14 protein-coding genes are annotated in these 17,367 nt (G+C 66.9%); 11 read left to right on the top strand and 3 right to left on the bottom strand.

The annotated features are described in order from the left end of the window. The first annotated feature begins 1 nt into the window (after nt 1). The 3 genes from murG to murB all read left to right on the top strand — a co-directional run bounded on the left by murG (nt 2) and on the right by murB (nt 3,631). Nucleotides 2–1,096, top strand: a complete 1,095-nt coding sequence (gene murG / locus AC1DZY_RS14700) for an undecaprenyldiphospho-muramoylpentapeptide beta-N-acetylglucosaminyltransferase (protein WP_476820863.1) — start codon at nt 2–4, stop codon at nt 1,094–1,096. A 25-nt stretch (nt 1,097–1,121) separates the two neighbouring features. Continuing rightward, nucleotides 1,122–2,528 (top strand): UDP-N-acetylmuramate--L-alanine ligase, encoded by a 1,407-nt coding sequence (murC, locus tag AC1DZY_RS14695; protein WP_476820862.1) that lies wholly within the window; start codon nt 1,122–1,124, stop codon nt 2,526–2,528. A 176-nt stretch (nt 2,529–2,704) separates the two neighbouring features. Further along, nucleotides 2,705–3,631, top strand: coding sequence for a UDP-N-acetylmuramate dehydrogenase (gene murB / locus AC1DZY_RS14690; protein WP_476820861.1), 927 nt, complete (start codon nt 2,705–2,707; stop codon nt 3,629–3,631). 4 nt (nt 3,632–3,635) lie between these two features. On the opposite strand, the gene AC1DZY_RS14685 is transcribed toward murB, so the two are convergent. Beyond that, entirely contained in the window at nt 3,636–3,944 is a 309-nt protein-coding gene (locus AC1DZY_RS14685) for a BrnA antitoxin family protein (protein ID WP_476820860.1), read from the bottom strand. 380 nt (nt 3,945–4,324) lie between these two features. On the opposite strand from AC1DZY_RS14685, the gene AC1DZY_RS14680 reads away from it, so the two are divergent. From AC1DZY_RS14680 to recN, 7 genes are all read left to right on the top strand, one after another. Further along, nucleotides 4,325–5,239, top strand: a complete 915-nt coding sequence (locus AC1DZY_RS14680; protein ID WP_476820859.1) for a D-alanine--D-alanine ligase — start codon at nt 4,325–4,327, stop codon at nt 5,237–5,239. 14 nt (nt 5,240–5,253) lie between these two features. Then, entirely contained in the window at nt 5,254–6,171 is a 918-nt protein-coding gene (locus AC1DZY_RS14675) for a cell division protein FtsQ/DivIB (protein WP_476820858.1), read from the top strand. Then, nucleotides 6,168–7,493: a cell division protein FtsA gene (gene ftsA, locus AC1DZY_RS14670; protein ID WP_476820857.1), complete on the top strand. Its 1,326-nt coding sequence runs from the start codon at nt 6,168–6,170 to the stop codon at nt 7,491–7,493. The genes AC1DZY_RS14675 and ftsA overlap by 4 nt, the downstream gene beginning before the upstream one ends. A gap of 102 nt (nt 7,494–7,595) precedes the next feature. Then, complete coding sequence (ftsZ, locus tag AC1DZY_RS14665; protein ID WP_476820856.1) at nt 7,596–9,290, top strand: cell division protein FtsZ; 1,695 nt, start codon at nt 7,596–7,598, stop codon at nt 9,288–9,290. 314 nt (nt 9,291–9,604) lie between these two features. Continuing rightward, a complete protein-coding gene (gene lpxC / locus AC1DZY_RS14660; protein ID WP_476820855.1) occupies nt 9,605–10,552 on the top strand; it encodes a UDP-3-O-acyl-N-acetylglucosamine deacetylase in 948 nt (315 codons plus the stop codon). A gap of 263 nt (nt 10,553–10,815) precedes the next feature. Beyond that, on the top strand, nt 10,816–11,721 hold the full coding sequence (locus AC1DZY_RS14655; protein ID WP_476820957.1) for an outer membrane protein assembly factor BamD: 906 nt from the start codon (nt 10,816–10,818) through the stop codon (nt 11,719–11,721). Between the two features lie 56 nt (nt 11,722–11,777). Further along, the gene (gene recN / locus AC1DZY_RS14650) at nt 11,778–13,463 is read left to right on the top strand and encodes a DNA repair protein RecN (protein WP_476820854.1); all 1,686 of its coding nucleotides are present in this window, start codon (nt 11,778–11,780) and stop codon (nt 13,461–13,463) included. A gap of 7 nt (nt 13,464–13,470) precedes the next feature. On the opposite strand, the gene aidB is transcribed toward recN, so the two are convergent. Then, a complete protein-coding gene (gene aidB / locus AC1DZY_RS14645; RefSeq protein ID WP_476820853.1) occupies nt 13,471–14,292 on the bottom strand; it encodes an AidB family quorum-quenching N-acyl homoserine lactonase in 822 nt (273 codons plus the stop codon). Between the two features lie 92 nt (nt 14,293–14,384). Further along, nucleotides 14,385–14,768 carry a hypothetical protein gene (locus AC1DZY_RS14640; protein WP_476820852.1) on the bottom strand — a complete coding sequence of 128 codons (384 nt, stop codon included), beginning with the start codon at nt 14,766–14,768 and terminating at the stop codon, nt 14,385–14,387. A 248-nt stretch (nt 14,769–15,016) separates the two neighbouring features. Between AC1DZY_RS14640 and AC1DZY_RS14635 the strand changes: the two genes are divergently transcribed. Then, nucleotides 15,017–17,188 (top strand): DEAD/DEAH box helicase, encoded by a 2,172-nt coding sequence (locus AC1DZY_RS14635; RefSeq protein ID WP_476820851.1) that lies wholly within the window; start codon nt 15,017–15,019, stop codon nt 17,186–17,188. Nucleotides 17,189–17,367: the final 179 nt, after the last annotated feature.

The raw sequence follows: 17,367 nt of genomic DNA, 5'->3' as shown, positions 1-17,367 counted from the left end.
GATGGCTCAGGGCAAGCTCGTCCTTCTCGCCGCCGGCGGCACTGGTGGACACCTCTTCCCCGCCGAGGCGCTGAGCCATGCGCTGCGCGGGAAAGGTGTTCGCGTCGCGCTGATCACCGACGAGCGTGCCGCAGAGTTCGCGGGCAGCTTCCCGGCCGAATCGCTGCATGCGGTGCCCGCCGCGACGCCGTCCGGCCGTTCGCCGATCAAGATGGCCGGCGCGCTCGTGACGCTGGCCAAGGGCGTGCTGGCGGCGCGGCGCATCGTCCGGCAACTCAAGCCCGCGCTCGTCGTCGGCTTCGGCGGCTATCCCACTGTGCCGCCGGTGCTGGCTGCGTCGCTTGCCGGCGTGCCGACGCTGATCCATGAGCAGAACGCCGTCATCGGCCGGGCCAATCGCTTCCTCTCCGGCCGCGCGAGCGTGATCGCGACCGGCTTCGCCGAGGTTGGCGGGTTGTCGGATGCCGCGAAGGCAAAATGCCGTCAGGTCGGCAATCCCGTGCGTCCGGCGGTGATCGAGGCGACCTCGCCCTATGACTGGCCGGGCGAGGGGGTGGTCGAACTGCTGGTCTTCGGCGGCAGCCAGGGCGCGCGCATCATGGCCGACATCGTGCCGCCGGCGATCGAGTTGCTGACGCCGCAGGAGCGGGCGCGTTTGCACATCGTCCAGCAGGTGCGCGCCGAGGATTTCGACCGGGTCGAGGGCATCTATGGCAAGCTCGGGCTCAAGACCGAGATCGCACCGTTCTTCAAGGATCTGCCGGCGCGCATGGCCAAGGCCCAACTGGTGATCGGGCGCTCGGGTGCCTCGACCGTGGCGGAGCTGAGCGTCATCGGCCGGCCGTCCATCCTGGTGCCTTTGCCAGGCGCGCTCGACCAGGACCAGGCGGCTAACGCCGCCTTCCTCGAAGGTGTGGGCGGCGCGGTCCGCATCCTGCAGTCCGACTTCACGCCGCGCCGCCTGGCGCAGGAACTCTCGCAATTGCTCGCCCAGCCGGCGCACTTGACGACCATGGCGGCAAACGCGAAGAGCGCCGGAATCCCCGACGCGGCCGAGCGACTCGCCCGTCTCGTCATCGAAACCGCCGGCCTCTGACCAGCCCGACAAGGACGATCCCGCCATGAAGCTGCCGCCGAAGCTCGGCTCCATCCATTTCGTCGGCATCGGCGGCATCGGCATGTCCGGCATCGCCGAGGTGCTGCACAATCTCGGCTACCAGGTGCAGGGCTCGGACGCCGCCGACGGCGCCAACGTCAAGCGCCTTGCCGATAAGGGCATCAAAACCTTCGTCGGTCACAAGGCGGAGAACATCGGGGAAGCCGAGGTCGTCGTGGTTTCGACCGCGATCAAGCGCGACAATCCCGAGCTGATTGCCGCGCGCGAGCAGCGCCTGCCGGTGGTGCGCCGGGCCGAGATGCTGGCCGAACTGATGCGCCTCAAGAGCTGCATCGCCATCGCCGGCACCCATGGCAAGACGACGACGACCTCGCTGGTCGCGACGCTGCTGGAGAAGGGCGGGCTCGATCCGACCGTGATCAATGGCGGCATCATCAACGCCTACGGCACCAATGCCCGCATGGGCGAGAGCGACTGGATGGTGGTCGAGGCCGACGAATCGGACGGCACCTTCCTGAAGCTTCCGGCCGACGTGGCTATCGTCACCAATATCGATCCCGAGCATCTCGACCATTTCGGCACCTTCGATGCGATCAAGGCGGCTTTCCGGACGTTCGTCGAGAACCTGCCCTTCTATGGTTTTGCAGTGATGTGCATCGATCATCCGACCGTGCAGGGGCTGGTCGGGCAGATCGAGGACCGCCGGGTCATCACTTATGGCGAAAATCCGCAGGCCGATTTCCGGCTGATCGACATCGACCTCGCCGGCGGGCAGGCGAAGTTCACGCTGCTGATCCGCGACCGCAAACGCGGCCGCGACGAGGTCGTGCGCGACCTGATCATGCCGATGCCGGGCCATCACAATGCGCTCAACGCAACGGCGGCGATCGCCGTCGCCTATGATCTCGGCATTCCAGTGCCTGAGATACGGGCGGCGCTGGCGGGTTTCGGCGGCGTCAAGCGCCGCTTCACCAAGACCGGCGAGTGGAACGGCGCGCTGATCTTCGACGATTACGGCCACCACCCGGTCGAGATCGCCGCGGTGCTCAAGGCGGCGCGCGCCTCGACCAAGGGCAAGGTCATCGCGATCGTGCAGCCGCATCGCTACACGCGGCTTTCGAGCCTGTTCGACGATTTCGCCGCCTGCTTCAACGACGCCGACACGGTGATCGTGGCGCAGACCTATGCGGCGGGCGAAGCGCCGATCGCTGGCGCCGACCGCGAATCGCTCGTCTCCGGCATCAAGGCGCGCGGCCACCGCCATGCGCTGCCGCTGGAAAACCCCGAACAACTCGCCGGCATTGTGGCGGAGCTTGCGGGACCGGGAGACTACGTCGTGTTCCTGGGAGCGGGCAACATCACGCAATGGGCCTATGCGCTGCCGGGCGAACTGGCGGCTCTGGGAGGTTGATCCTTCTCCCCTTGGGGGAGAAGGTGGCACGGCGAAGCCGTGACGGATGAGGGCCGCGCCGATGCTCCGATGCTCCGACGCTCATCGATGCCGCTCACCCGGTCTTCCCTCATCCGACCCCGCTTCGCGGGGCCACCGTCTCCCCCGAGGGGAGAAGGAAACACGCGGATAGCGCCATGACCTTCCCTGACATCACACCCGCTCTCCGCGCTGGTGCGCCAGCGCTTCGCGGCCGCCTGCTCGCCAACCAAGAGATGGCCGGCCTGACCTGGTTTCGCGTCGGCGGGCCGGCGCAGGTCCTGTTCACGCCCGCCGACGAGGACGATCTCGCTCTGCTGCTGGCAAGCCTGCCGGCGGAGATGCCGGTGACCGTGGTCGGGCTCGGCTCGAACCTGATCGTGCGCGACGGCGGGATTCCGGGCATCGTGATCAGGCTCGGCGGCAAGGCGTTCGGCGAGATCGCGATCGAGGCGGACGACAGGCTTCGCTCTGGAACCGCCGTGCCCGACGTGAAGGTCGCGCGCGCTGCGGCCGATGCCTCGCTCGACGGGCTCGCCTTCTATCGCGGCATCCCCGGCTGCATCGGCGGAGCGCTGCGCATGAACGCCGGCGCGCATGGCGGAGAAACCACCGACGTCCTGATCGAAGCGCGCGGCGTCACGCGCAAGGGAGAGATCGTGACGCTCTCCCATGCCGAGATGGGCTTCACCTATCGCAACAGCGCCACCGCGACGCATGAGATCATCTTCACCTCCGCGCTGTTTCAGGGAAGGCCGGGCGACAGGGCCGCGATCCAGGCCGAGATGGACCGCGTCACGGCGGCGCGCGAGGCGGCCCAGCCGATCAAGGAACGCACCGGCGGCTCGACCTTCAAGAATCCGCCGGGAGGCAAGGCCTGGCAGCTGATCGACGCCGCCGGCTGCCGAGGTTTACGGCTGGGTGGCGCGCAGGTCTCGGAAATGCACTGCAACTTCCTGATCAACACCGGCGGCGCGACGGCGGCCGATGTCGAAGGCCTCGGCGAGGAGGTGCGCCGGCGGGTGAAGGAAAACTCGGGCTTCGAGCTGCATTGGGAAATCAAGCGGATCGGCGTGGCGGCCTAGAGCTTCAGGCCGCCGATTTATCGACCCACTCCCGCAGCGCGTCGTTGACGCGCGACTGCCAGCCTGGTCCCGAGGCGCGCAATTTCTTGACGAGGTCGATGTCGAGCCGGATCGAAATCGCTTCCTTCGTCTTGGCCGGGCCGCGCTTGCGGATTTCTTCCTGCAGGGCAGCGTATAGATCGGGAAGAGCCTCCTTCATTGGACGAAGGCTGGCGATTTCCGCATCGGTAAGTTCCGGATTGTCGGACACCTCGTCCCAATCCTCTTTCGAGAAACCGTGGCCGGGTTCGAACTCTCTGAGCAGCTTAGGCATCAAGCAGCCTCATTTCCTTCTGCGAAGCGGGGCGCATACTGATAACCTAAAGGCCTTCAGTGCCGAGCCGAACGAAAATGACGGTCACGACACCGTCAATCTCGCCGACGGCCCGTAGCCGACCATGCTTGGCTGGGCCGATATAGGCGCTTGCGAAGAATTCCGGGTCCAACACGGCGAAATCGAGGCCATGTTTCAGGAAGTTCGCCTTTCGCTTCCACTCGTCCCAAACGATTTCCATCAAGTCGTATATACAGGATTCCGGATGTTGAGGCAATTGCGCCTGGCGTCCTTAGCGCACCGCCTTTTCGCCAACTCCTTAACGCGCCGTTAACCACCCTTGCCCGAGGGTCGGCGCATCGCGCGTTTCGGGGACCCGCATGAGCAAACATGTCGCAGTGCTGATGGGCGGCTGGTCCGTCGAGCGCGAGGTCAGCCTCAATACCGGCGCCGGTTGTGCGCAGGCGCTGGAGAGCGTCGGCTTCAGGGTCACGCGCGTCGATGTGCAGCGCGACATCGCCCAGGTGCTCGCAGGGCTGCGGCCCGATGTCGTGTTCAACGCCCTGCACGGGCGCTTCGGCGAAGACGGCACGATTCAGGGCATGCTCGAAATTCTTGGGCTGCCCTATACCCATTCGGGCGTGCTGGCCTCGGCGCTGGCCATCCGCAAAGACCGCGCGAAGACCGTCGTCGCCGCGGCAGGCGTGCCTGTCGCCTACGGCGTCAACGTCTCGCGCTTCGAGGCGGCCAAGCGCCACGTCCTGCCTCCGCCTTACGTTCTCAAGCCGATCGACGAGGGCTCTTCAGTTGGCGTCGTGATCGTCAAGAAGGGGCGCGAACATCCGCCGCAGGAGATCGCCCGCGCCGACTGGCCCTGCGGCGAGATGCTGATGGCGGAAAGCTTCGTCGCCGGCAGGGAGCTGACCTGCGCGATCATGGGCGACAAATCGCTGGGCGTGACGGAGATCCGCGCCTCGACCGGCGAGTTCTACGACTACGACGCGAAATACACGAAAGGCGGATCGATCCACATCTGCCCGGCGCAAATTTTACCAAATATTTACCAGCAGATCGAAGAGTGTTCGTTAACGGCGCATCAAGCAATCGGGTGCCGGGGCGTTAGCAGGTCTGACTTCCGATACGACGACGAGACTGAAACTCTCGTCTGGCTGGAGGTCAACACGCAACCCGGCATGACCGAGACCAGTCTGGTGCCCGAATTGGCTGCCCACGCGGGCATGAACTTCGGTGAGCTCGTCACATGGATGGTGGAGGACGCCTCCCTCGATCGGTAAAGACGGTGGCGGCGGTGGCCGCCAACCGCCTGCCGATTCCAGCTGCCGGACCGCAACTCCTCGTCGGAGAGCGGTCGAGCCGCTGGCTGCGTCGCTCGCGTCGCAGCGCTGTCGCAGTGCCTCTGGCGCAGCGTCTGCCTCGTCGCGTCGGCACCTTCCTGGCCCTGAGCTTCCTGACCCTGACCGTTGGCGCCGGCAGCGTTCTGGGCGGTCATGTCGAGGATTTGCGCAACAATTACGGCGAACCGCATCACATGCTGGCGCGCCTCGTCGGGCTCGGCATCGACCGGGTGACGATCTCGGGCATCGCCGAACTTTCCGAGGTCGAGGTGCTGGTCGCTGCCGGCATCGACCCCAAGATGTCGCTCGCCTTCTTCGACGCCGACCAGGCCCGCAAGCGGCTGGAGGCGACGCCGCTGATTCGCGAGGCGACCGTTCGCAAGCTCTATCCCGGCGAGGTCTCGATCACACTCTCCGAGCGCGAGCCCTATGCCCTCTGGCAGGTCAAGGGCGAACTCTTCGTGATCGCAGCCGATGGAACGGTGATCGACAAGATGGATGACGGGCGCTTCGCGCATCTGCCGCTCGTCGTCGGCCCCGACGCCAATCTTCGGGCCCGCGACTATGTCGCGATGCGGGTGCAGGCCGGCGCGCTGGCGCCGCGCATCCGGGCCGCGACCCTGATCGCCGGGCGGCGCTGGACCCTGAAGCTCGACAACGGAATCGATGTGCGCCTGCCCGAAACGCAGCCTGCCGACGCCGTCAAGCGCCTGGCCGGCCTCGAAGCCGATTTCCATCTGCTCGACAAGGACATCCTGGCGATCGATCTGCGCCAGCCCGACCGCGTCGTGATGCGGCTGACGGAGGAGGGCGCCAGCGCCCGTGCCGACCAGCTCAAGAGCAAGGCCAAGAAGAAGGGCGGCGAGGCATGAACCTCACCTCCCAGGGCCTCACTCCCAGGATGCGTCCGCTCTCGTCGCGCAAGAGCGCGACCCTGTCGATTCTGGATATCGGCACCAGCAAGGTCGTCTGCCTGATCGCGGAACTGAACCCGGCGGAAGCCAATGAGCGGCTGCGCGGCCGGACCCATGTCGCGCGCATCATCGGCATCGGACATCAGCGCTCGCTCGGCCTCAAGGGCGGCGCCATCATCGATCTGGAAAGCGCCGAGAAAGCCATTCGCGCGGCCGTTGATGCCGCTGAGCGCATGGCCAAGGTCGAGGTCCAGTCGGTCATCGTCAACCTGACCGGCGGGCGTCTCGGATCCCAGCATTATGCCGCCGGCGTCGACCTGCGCGCCGGCGCGGTCGGCGACAGCGATGTCAAGCGCGTGCTCGCGGCTGCCGCGACCCACGCGATCAAGCCCGGCAAGGCGGTGCTGCATGCGCTGCCCACCGGCTACGCGCTCGACGGCTCGCCTGGCGTGCTCGATCCGCGCGGTCTTATCGGCGCAAAACTCTCGGTCGATATGCATGTCGTCGCCAGCGAGGCTTCGGCTGCGCGCAATGTCATGCTCGCGGTCGAGCGCTGCCATCTTGAGGTCGAGGCGGTGGTCGCGACGCCCTATGCGGCGGGACTGTCCGTTCTGGTCGACGACGAGGCCGAGATGGGCGTCGTCGTGGTCGACATGGGCGGCGGCACGACCAGCCTTGGCGTCTTCTCTGGCGGACATCTCATGCATGCCGACGCGATCGCGGTCGGCGGCAACCACATCACCATGGACGTGGCGCGCGGGCTCTCGACGCGGGTTTCCGCCGCCGAACGGCTGAAGACGCTGCACGGCTCCGCGATCTCGAGCTCTTCGGACGAACGCGATATGATCTCCGTGCCGCAGGTCGACGACGACGAGCGTGACACGCCAAACCACCTCGCCAAGTCGCATCTCGTGCGGATCATCAAGCCGCGCGTCGAGGAAATCCTCGAACTTGTGCGCGACCGCCTGGCCAATGCCGGCTTCTCGGCCCAGGCCGGACGCCGCGTCGTGCTGACCGGCGGCGCCTGCCAGCTCACTGGCCTGCCGGAGGCGGCGCGCCGCATCCTCGGCGGCCAGATCCGCACCGGCCGGCCGCTCGGCATCAAGGGTCTGCCGGAGGCTGGCAAGGGGCCGGCCTTCGCGGCCGCCGTCGGGCTTCTGGTCTATCCGCAGGTCGCGCATGTCGAGCATTTCGAGCCGCGCGCCAACGGAGCGTATTTCGCCACCGGAACGGACGGGTATTTCTCCCGCGTCGGGCGGTGGCTGAAGGAAAGTTTCTAACGGGTACGGGTGCGCGGGCGTTCTTCTGCCGCACCAAGGGTCAAATCGTAGCAATCGGGACGGCTCCCGCCAGGCGCCGGACAAGCATCAAAAGAGGCAACCATGGCGATGAATCTGCAAGCCCCGGACATCCGGGAACTCAAGCCCCGGATCACGGTGTTCGGCGTCGGCGGCGCCGGCGGCAATGCGGTCAACAACATGATCGAGGCCGGTCTCGACGGCGTCGATTTCGTCGTCGCCAACACTGACGCGCAGGCGTTGGCGCTGTCCCGCGCCTCGCGCATCATCCAGATGGGCCTGCAGGTCACCGAAGGTCTCGGCGCCGGCTCGCAGCCGGAAGTCGGCCGCGCGGCCGCGGAAGAGGTCATCGACGAGATCCGCGATCATCTCGCCGGCGCGCACATGGTCTTCATCACCGCCGGCATGGGCGGCGGCACCGGCACGGGTGCTGCTCCCGCCATCGCCCGCGTCGCCCGCGACATGGGCATCCTGACCGTCGGCGTCGTCACCAAGCCGTTCCAGTTCGAGGGCCATCGCCGCATGCGCATGGCGGAAGCCGGCATCGGTGAGCTCAACGAGGCGGTCGACACGCTGATCGTGATCCCGAACCAGAACCTGTTCCGCGTCGCCAACGAGACGACCGGCTTCGCCGACGCCTTCGGCATGGCCGACCAGGTGCTCTATTCCGGCGTCGCCTGCATCACCGACCTGATGGTCCGTCCGGGCCTGATCAACCTCGACTTCGCCGACGTCCGCGCCGTGATGCGCGGCATGGGCAAGGCGATGATGGGCACCGGCGAGGCGCAGGGCGAGAAGCGCGCGCTTGCGGCAGCCCAGGCTGCGATCAACAACCCGCTGCTCGACGACGTTTCGATGAAGGGCGCGCGCGGTCTGCTGATCTCGATCACCGGCGGGCGCGACATGAAGCTCTACGAGGTCGATGAGGCCGCCACCCGCATCCGCGAGGAGGTCGATTCCGAGGCCAACATCATCGTCGGCGCGACCTTCGACGAATCGCTTGAAGGCACGGTTCGCGTCTCCGTCGTCGCGACCGGCATCGACAAGCCGCAGACCACCCAGGCCGAGATGGACGAGACCGAGGCCCGCATCGCCCAGGTCGCGGAGCGGCTGAAGGCCGAGGCCCGGCTGCGCAACACCGCGCCGGCGCGCTCCTTCGCTCCGGCCCAGCCCGAGCCCGTGATGGAGGCCCGGATGACGCCCTCGATCGAGACGATGCGTCCGGCCGCGCCGGTTGCTCCGATCGCGGTGTCCGAGGACATCCACATCGCGCCGGTGCAGCCGCGCCCGGTGATGGTTGCGCCTGCGCCCGAGCCGATGATAGCGGCCGAGCTCGCTCCGGTTCCGGAAAGCAGCTTCATCGCGCCGATGCCCGAGCGCGCCCTGATCCGTCCGACCCGCATGCCCCGGATCGAGGATCTGCCCGTCCCGGCGCAGAACCAGATCGCGGCCCAGCGCGGCGCGCAAAACGCGCCGCTGCCGCCCAATGCTGTCGACCAGAAGCGCATGTCGCTGATGCAGCGTCTCGCCTCCGTCGGCTTCGGCCGCAAGGACGAGGAGATGCATGAGCCGCAGGCTCCCGTTCGCCAGGCCCCGCCGGCTCCCGCCGCCGCGCCCGCGCCCAGCGCCGCCCATGCCGAGTATATGCGCCGCCCGGCGCAGCCCGCCGCGCGCCCGGCTCAGGGGCAGCTCGACCAGCATGGTCGCGCGGCGCCGAATCGCGCCAGCGAGGAGGATCATCTCGAGATCCCGGCTTTCCTGCGGCGTCAGTCGAACTGACGCCACGGCATCTGTCCGCACTCTGTGACAAGGCCCACCGCGCATCAGCGCGGCGGGCCTTGTTCATTTTTAAAAAACCATATTTATCAACGTGATACTCAGTATTCTCTGGCTTTCTCGACCTGTAACACAGCGTAAGAAACCGTGATTTTGTGACCGAGTCCCAAGGGCTTATGTTGCAGCTGCACTAACGGGAACGTTGGGGGCGGATCAGTCCCGCACCGAACTTCAGAGGCATCGCGGGCGGTAAGCGGTCGACAGGCCTGATCTTAAGGCTTCGACACGATCCATCGCGATCAGGATTGGATACCGGAATGAATTTCGATCGGCAGACGACACTGCGCGCGCCTGTGACCCTGACCGGCATCGGCGTCCACTCCGGAACCCCGGCCAGCATCTGCCTCAAGCCTTCCAGTGTGAATTCCGGCATCGTCTTCCTGCGCAAGGGCCTCGCCGATGCGCCCGACCAGCTGATCCATGCCAAGCACACCAAGGTCAGCGCCACCGAACTCTGCACTGTTATCGGCGATACGAGTTCCGCCTCGGTCGCGACGATCGAGCATTTGATGTCGGCCTGCGCCGGTCTTGGTATCGACAATGTGCTCGTCGAGATCGATGGGCCGGAAATGCCGATCATGGATGGCAGCGCCGCCGAATTCGTGGCCGCCATCGAAGCGACCGGCGTCGTGACATTGTCGGCCGCCCGGCGTTATCTCAAGGTGCTGCGCCCTGTGCGTGTCGAGAATGGCCGCGCCTTCGCCGAACTGGTTCCGTCGGAGGAGGGCTTCCGACTCGATGTCGAGATCGATTTCGACACCACGGTGATCGGCCGCCAGCGCAAGGTCTTCGATCTCGAGCCGACCGCCTATGCCCGCGAGATTTCGCGCGCCCGCACCTTCGGCTTCATGCGCGATGTCGAGCAGCTCTGGAAAGCGGGCTTTGCGCTCGGCGCCTCGCTCGACAACACGGTCGCGATCGGCGACGACAAGGTGATCAACCCCGAAGGCCTGCGCTATGCCGACGAGTTCGTGCGCCACAAGGTGCTCGACGCGATCGGCGATCTCGCGCTGGCCGGTTATCCGATCCAGGGAGAGTTCCGCTCCTATTGCGGCGGCCATCGCCTGAATGTCCGCATTCTGGAAGCCCTCTTCGCCGATCGCGCCAATTACGCGATCGTCGAGGCGCAGCCGGTCTATGCCGCGCCGCGCGCCGTCCAGATGGGCGCCGCCGCGCCGGCGGCCTTCGCGCCCGACCTGCACTGAGGCCGAAAGGCTTCACCGCGTCGGCGAGATGCCTGAAGGCCAGTTCGTGCCTTCCATTTGCCCGCTTTATGTCGAATGCAGGATGCTGGAATCGGATCGCCTGCGATGATATCGCATTGGTGACGCCGTCCGGCGGTCTGGACGCATGGCCCTCGACGGGCAGGATGGTCTGCTTTCGGCGGTGGCGCGCAGGGCGCGTCTGAGGTAAGGCATGCTTCCCCTTGCGTGGGGACGATGACAAGAGGACGGACGACGTGAGCGTCATGCGGCAGACCATTCCGACACTTCATCGCGCCGGATCGATGCGCAAGGGCGCGTTCCTTGCGCTGGGCGTCGCGCTGCTTCTGGGCGGCTGCGACACGCTCTCCAGCATGAACCCGTTCGACAAGCCCGAGGTCTACAAGCCCGAGATCGTCGCCGAGGTGCCGGCCGACCGGCTCTACAACGAGGGTCTGGCGCGGCTGCAGAACGGCGACAGCGAAGGCGCGTCGAAGAAGTTCGACCAGATCGACAAGCAGTCGCCGTTTTCGCCCTATGCCAAGAAGGGCCTGATCCTGGCCGCCTACACCAACTACCAGGCGAGCAAATGGGAAGAGGCGATCACCGCTTCGAAGCGCTTCATCGCGCAGAACCCGGCGAGCCCCGACGCAGCCTATGCGCAGTATCTGATGGGCATGTCCTACTTCAACCAGATCCCCGATTCGACGCGCGACCAGGAGCGCACCGAAAAGGCGATCGCGGCGATGGACGAACTGCTCCAGAAATATCCGAAGTCGGAATATGTCGTCGACGCCCGTGAGAAGATTCTGGTCGCGCGCGACCAGCTCGCCGGCAAGGAGATGAATGTCGGCCGGTTCTATCTGGAGAAGCGCAACTACACTGGCGCGGTGAACCGCTTCCGCGACGTCATCACCAAGTACCAGACCACGCGCCATGTCGAGGAGGCGCTGATGCGCCTGACCGAGGCCTATATGGCGCTGGGCATCACCAACGAGGCGCAGACTGCCGCGGCCGTGCTCGGACACAACTTCCCCGACAGCCCGTGGTACAAGGATTCCTATGTGCTGCTCGAAAGCGGCGGGCTCGCGCCGCGCGAGGATCGCGGCTCCTATATCAGCCGCATCTTCCAGGGCTTTTCGCGCACCGTGGTCAGCCTGAACCCGTTCTAGGTCCGGCATGAAGGTGGCCCGCGCATGCCCCGCTCTTTGAGCCTGCGCTAAAAGCCATGCTGGCGCAGCTCTCGATACGCGACATCGTCCTGATCGACCGGCTCGATCTGGCACTGTGCGATGGTCTGAGCGTGCTCACCGGAGAGACCGGCGCGGGCAAGTCGATCGTGCTCGACGCTTTCGCGCTGGCGCTGGGCGGGCGCGGCGACGGCTCCCTCGTCCGCCATGGCGAGACGCAGGGGCAGGTCAGCGCGGTCTTCGACCTGCCGATGGACCATGCCGCCAGACGCCTCGCGCGGGCGCAGGAAATCGACACCGACGGCGATCTGATCCTGCGCCGTGTCCAATATGCCGACGGACGCACGCGTGCCTTCGTCAACGACCAGCCGGTCAGCGTCCAGATCCTTAAGATGATCGGCGCGGCGATCGTCGAGATCCATGGCCAGCATGACGACCGCGCCCTGACCGACCCGGCCCAGCACCGCCTGATCCTCGACATCTTCGGCGGGCTGGAAGAGCAGGCGCAGGGCGTAAGTGCAGCCAGCGAGACGCTCAAGCGCGCGCGGCAGGCCTTGCAGGCGCAGCGCATCCGTGTCGAGGCCGCGCGCAAGGAGGCCGATTTCCTGCGCCATGCGGTCGATGAACTCGGCAAGCTCGCGCCGCAAGCCGGCGAGGAAGACAGGCTCGCCGCGACCCGGCAAGGCATGATGCAGGCCGAGAAGGTCGCGCGCGACCTGATCGACGCCTATGAGGCGGTTGGTGGTCAGGCTTCGCCCGTGCCGGCGCTGGCGGCGGTGCTGCGGCGGCTGGAGCGGCGCGCGACGCAGGCTCCGGCGCTGGTCGATCCTTCGTCGGCTGCGCTCAACACCGCAATCGTCGCGCTGGAGGAGGCGGGCGAGGCGCTGGCCGCCGCGATGCGCGCCGCCGAATACGATCCGCGCGAGCAGGAGCGTGTCGAGGAGCGGCTGTTCGCGCTGCGCGGCGCGGCGCGGAAATACGATGTTCCGGTCGATGGCCTGTCGGTCCTGGCTGACAGTATGGCGGCCGATCTCGCCGCGCTCGACGAGAGCGAGACCTCGCTTGCCAAGCTTGAGGCCGAGCTCAGGCAGGCCGAGGGGGTTTTTGTGGCGCAGGCGCGGGCGCTGTCGGCCGCGCGCAAGCAGGCGGCGGCGCGGCTCGACGGAGCCGTCAAGGCTGAGCTGCCGCCGCTGAAGCTGGAGCGTGCCCGCTTCATCACCCAGATCGACTGCGACGAGGCGGCGCGCGGGCCCGAGGGCTTCGACCGCGTCGAGTTCTGGGTCGAGACCAATCCCGGCACGCGGCCGGGCCCGATGATGAAGGTTGCGTCCGGCGGCGAGCTCTCGCGCTTCATGCTGGCGCTGAAGGTCGTTCTGGCCGAGCGCGGCTCGGCCCCGACGCTGGTTTTCGACGAGATCGACACCGGGGTCGGCGGCGCGGTCGCCGACGCGATCGGCGAGCGGCTGGCGCGGCTCGCCCAGCGTGTGCAGGTGATCTCGGTGACGCATGCGCCGCAGGTCGCGGCCAAAGCCGGCCAGCACTTCCTGATCGCCAAATCGGCACTGGAGGGCGATGCCGCCTCGCGCACCGTGACCCGCGTCATGGCGCTGGAGGATCAGGCCCGGCGCGAGGAGATCGCCCGCATGCTGGCGGGGGCGTCGATCACCGCAGAGGCGCGCGCGGCGGCCGGGCGGTTGCTGGAAGCGGCGGTTGCGCGGGGCTGAGCAGGTTTCAGCTCGACAGGAGTTCGTAGCCGTCTGCGCTGCGCCGGACGGTCCTGAAGCCTTCGATATGTCCGCCCGAAACGATCCAGCCTTCGCGCGCGGCGCGCTCGAGTGTGGCGTGGCGCGTGCGCGCCGCCGTTTCGCCGTCGAGATCGAAGGTGAGCCCGACATCGGGATCGGTCGCCTGCAAGTCCATGAGATGCAGGACGTCGCCCCAGAGCAGCAGGCTGTGCGCGGCGTCTTCGATCAGGTAGCCGCTATGGCCATGGGTATGGCCGGGCAGCAGCAGTGCCTCGACGCCCGGCAGAACCTCGCCTTGCCCGACCGTGCGGATCCGGCCGCCATAGAGGCGCTGCAGGTTTGCGGCGATGTTGAAACCGCCCTGTCGGGCTTTCGGCGCCGCAGCACGCTTCGCCTCGTCGGTGAAATAAGCGAGGTCGATCTTGGGAACGACAATCTCGGCCTTCGGAAAATAGGGCTTCTCGCCGTCGAACAAGCCAAGCGCATGGTCGCCATGGAGATGCGTGATCAGGACGCGGTCGATCTGTTCCGGTTGGACCCCTGCCGCGACAAGCGCTGTGCGGGCATGGCCGAAGGCGTCGCCCCATGAGGCGCCTGTTCCGGCATCGACGAGCGTGATTCCATCCGGCCCCCTGAGCAGGAAGCAATTCACCTCGATGCCGATCGTCGGCTTGCCCCATCGCGCCAGCGCGTCTTCGCGCGCGGCCTCGCCGACCGTATGGGTCAGCACATCCGAGGACGTCTCGAAGAAGCCGTCGCGCAGGATCGATACGTCGTAGAGGCCGAAGCGGCGCATCTGCTGGTCCATCCGAAACTCTCCCTGAGCGACGCCTGAGAGGATCAAGGCACCGGGCGCAGCGCCATGACAATGCCGGCGGATGCCGAGGTCGCCATGCGTTTTCAGTTCTGCGGGATGAATTCGGCGTCGCTGATGGTGAAGCCGCTGCGCGCCGTCTCATGGCCCGCAAGCGTGAATTCCAGCGTGCCCCTGCACAAGGCTGGAGACTGAGCGGGGCGTGCCTGGCCGCAATGACGCTCCAGATGCGTGATCGTACGGGGCGGCATGCCGATATCGTCGATGCGCGCGCCACCGGTCGCATCGCTCGCCAGACCGCCGTTTCGCTGGGAAAAGCCGGAGATGGTGACGTTCTCGATGCGGATGAACATGCCGGCCATCTCGGCCTTGTGAGTCCTGACCTCGGCGATGGTGATCGTCTGCGCGCCATCCTGGGCGCCTGCGGCGATGGTCGTCGCCATCAGCCAGGCCAAAATCGATATCCGCATATCCGCCGCTCCGTTCGAGGGGCGCGGCATCGCGCGCCGAGATGCGAGTCGTCAAGGGCTTGCCGCGCAGACAGGGCCGCTCGCTTGCGCAGTGGCGAGGCGCCGGTTTCCTTTTGCCGCCATCTGCTCTATGAGCCCTGTTCAACCGATGGCTGCGGACAGGCTTTGCGTTTTTCGCCGCGTCGCTCATCGCCCGAATTCCTGCGCCGTCTTCCGTCCAGCGCCTTAACCCCTAGGCTAGAGCCTCCATGTCCTTTCTTCCCACGAGTGCGCCGCTGGCGCGGGCGCTCGCCGAACGCAATTATTCCGATCCGACGCCGGTGCAGAACGCCGTGCTGGAGGACGCCGCCGCTGGCCGCGACCTGCTGGTCTCATCGCAGACCGGCTCCGGCAAGACCGTCGCCTACGGGCTCGCCATCGCCACGACCCTCCTCGGAGAGGCCGAAGTCTTCGGGCGCGCGGGCAAGCCGCTGGCGCTGATCATCGCGCCGACGCGCGAACTCGCTCTCCAGGTCCAGCGCGAGCTCGGCTGGCTCTACAAGCACGCCAACGCCCGCGTGATCTCCTGCGTCGGCGGCATGGACCCGCGCCGTGAGGCCGCACTCCTCGACGAGGGCGCCCATATCGTCGTCGGCACGCCCGGCCGCCTGCGCGACCATATCGAACGCAATCGCCTCGATGTTTCGGCGCTGAAAGCCGTCGTGCTCGACGAGGCCGACGAGATGCTCGATCTCGGCTTTCGCGACGATCTCGAATTCATCCTGAAGACGACGCCGGCCGAGAAGCGCAGCCTGCTGTTCTCGGCGACACTGCCCAAAGCGATCATCCAGCTCGCGGCGAGCTATCAGAACGATGCGCTGCGCATCGCCGTGGCTGGCGGCTCGCGCGGCCATGCCGACATCGAATACCGCGCCATCCGGGTCTACCCGAAGGAAGCCGAGCTCGCCGTCGTCAACCTGCTGCGGTTCCACGATTCGCCGTGTTCGCTGGTGTTCTGCAACACGCGCAACTCGGTGCGCCATCTCGAGGCGATCCTGCTGGAGCGCGGCTTCCAGGCCGTGGCGCTCTCGGGCGAGCTCTCGCAGAGCGAGCGCAATTCGGCGCTGCAGGCGCTGCGCGACGGCCGGGCGCGCGTCTGCGTCGCCACCGACGTCGCCGCGCGCGGCATCGATCTGCCCGGCCTGACGTTGGTCATCCATGCCGAACTGCCCAACGACCCCGAGGTGATGCAGCATCGCTCGGGCCGCACCGGCCGCGCCGGCAACAAGGGTACGAGCGTGCTGCTGGTGCCGGTCTCGCGCCGCCGCAAGGCCGAGATGCTGATCGCCGAGGCCAAGGTCGAAGTCGTATGGGCCGGGCCGCCGACGCAGGACGAAATCCGCGTGCTCGACCAGGAGCGTCTGCTGTCGGACCCAATCCTGACCGGCGAACCGGGCGAGGAAGACGCCGCGATGGTCGAGGCGCTGCTCGCCGGTCGTTCGGCAAACGAGATCGCGGCTGCGCTGGTGCGGGTCTACCGCTCGCGCCTGCCGTCGGCCGAAGAGGTCGGCGATCCGAATTTCGGCCGCGACGAGCGCCGCCCCGTGCGCCCGCGCGAGGACTATGCGCCTCGCGAGGGCGCGCGTTTCGGCGAGAATCGTGAGGACAGCCCGCGTTCGGATGCGCCGCGCAACAAGTCCGGTCCGCGAGGCGACACCGTCTGGTTCCGGCTCAACATCGGCCGCAAGGACGGCGCCGATCCGCGCCAGCTTCTGCCGATGCTGTGCCGTCGCGGCAAGATCACGCGCGACGAGGTCGGCGCGATCCGCATCTTCGACAAGGAGACCAAGGTCGAGATCGACGCCGATGTCGCCGAGCGCTTCTACGAACTGGCCAAGGCGGTCGACCGCGACAAGATCGTGATCGAGCCGGTGACCGGCGAGGACGAGCGCCGCCCGGCCAAGCCCTTCGCCGAGAAGGCGAGCCATGCGCCGGCCGCCCATGCGCGCCCCGAACGTCGCGACGACGAGCGACCGGCGGCCCGGACCTATGAGAAGAAGCCCTACGAAAAGAAGGCTTACGAGAAGAAGCCGTACGAGAAGAAGGCCTATGAGGGCGCTCGGCCGGACGCCAAGCCCTATGAAGGCAAGAAGAAGCCCTATGAGGGCAAGAGCAAGCCGTTCGGCGCGGCCAAGACGTTCGACGCCAAGCCGTATGATCCCGTCCGTAGCGACCGGCCTGATTATTCAGACCCGAACGTCTCGTTCCGTTCCGGCCCCAAGCCTCCTGCCGGCAAGCCGGGCGGCGCCAAGCCCTATTCCGGCGGTAAACCCGGCTTCGCCGGCAAGCCCCATGCCGGCAAGAGCGATGGCGATGGCGGCCGACCCGCCGGCAAGCCCTTTGGCGCCGGCAAGCCGTTCAAAAGCAAGAAGCCGCGCTGACACCAGCGCGGCTTGTCTTCGGGTGCGTGTTGGTGGTGACGCGTCACCCGCGCCGTCTTGTCGTTTACCTCAGCGCAAGCCGAGGAAGGACAGGATGGCGAGAACGACGACGATCAAACCGACGATGTAAATGATGTTGTTCATGGCAATGCCCCCGGGCTGAAAACGGGCGCGGCGGC

The organism is Allobosea sp. P2_A10 (genome assembly GCF_056405115.1).
This window is presented reverse-complemented; position numbering and strand designations above follow the sequence as displayed.

Excerpts from the sequence above, each read along its gene's own strand:
- AC1DZY_RS14640 (WP_476820852.1), bottom strand. The coding sequence starts at position 14,768 with ATGCGGATATCGATTTTGGCCTGGCTGATGGCGACGACCATCGCCGCA.
- lpxC (WP_476820855.1), top strand. The coding sequence starts at position 9,605 with ATGAATTTCGATCGGCAGACGACACTGCGCGCGCCTGTGACCCTGACC.
- AC1DZY_RS14685 (WP_476820860.1), bottom strand. The coding sequence starts at position 3,944 with ATGCCTAAGCTGCTCAGAGAGTTCGAACCCGGCCACGGTTTCTCGAAA.
- murC (WP_476820862.1), top strand. The coding sequence starts at position 1,122 with ATGAAGCTGCCGCCGAAGCTCGGCTCCATCCATTTCGTCGGCATCGGC.
- recN (WP_476820854.1), top strand. The coding sequence starts at position 11,778 with ATGCTGGCGCAGCTCTCGATACGCGACATCGTCCTGATCGACCGGCTC.
- AC1DZY_RS14680 (WP_476820859.1), top strand. The coding sequence starts at position 4,325 with ATGAGCAAACATGTCGCAGTGCTGATGGGCGGCTGGTCCGTCGAGCGC.
- AC1DZY_RS14655 (WP_476820957.1), top strand. The coding sequence starts at position 10,816 with ATGCGGCAGACCATTCCGACACTTCATCGCGCCGGATCGATGCGCAAG.
- ftsA (WP_476820857.1), top strand. The coding sequence starts at position 6,168 with ATGAACCTCACCTCCCAGGGCCTCACTCCCAGGATGCGTCCGCTCTCG.
- AC1DZY_RS14635 (WP_476820851.1), top strand. The coding sequence starts at position 15,017 with ATGTCCTTTCTTCCCACGAGTGCGCCGCTGGCGCGGGCGCTCGCCGAA.
- aidB (WP_476820853.1), bottom strand. The coding sequence starts at position 14,292 with ATGGACCAGCAGATGCGCCGCTTCGGCCTCTACGACGTATCGATCCTG.
- murB (WP_476820861.1), top strand. The coding sequence starts at position 2,705 with ATGACCTTCCCTGACATCACACCCGCTCTCCGCGCTGGTGCGCCAGCG.
- ftsZ (WP_476820856.1), top strand. The coding sequence starts at position 7,596 with ATGGCGATGAATCTGCAAGCCCCGGACATCCGGGAACTCAAGCCCCGG.
- murG (WP_476820863.1), top strand. The coding sequence starts at position 2 with ATGGCTCAGGGCAAGCTCGTCCTTCTCGCCGCCGGCGGCACTGGTGGA.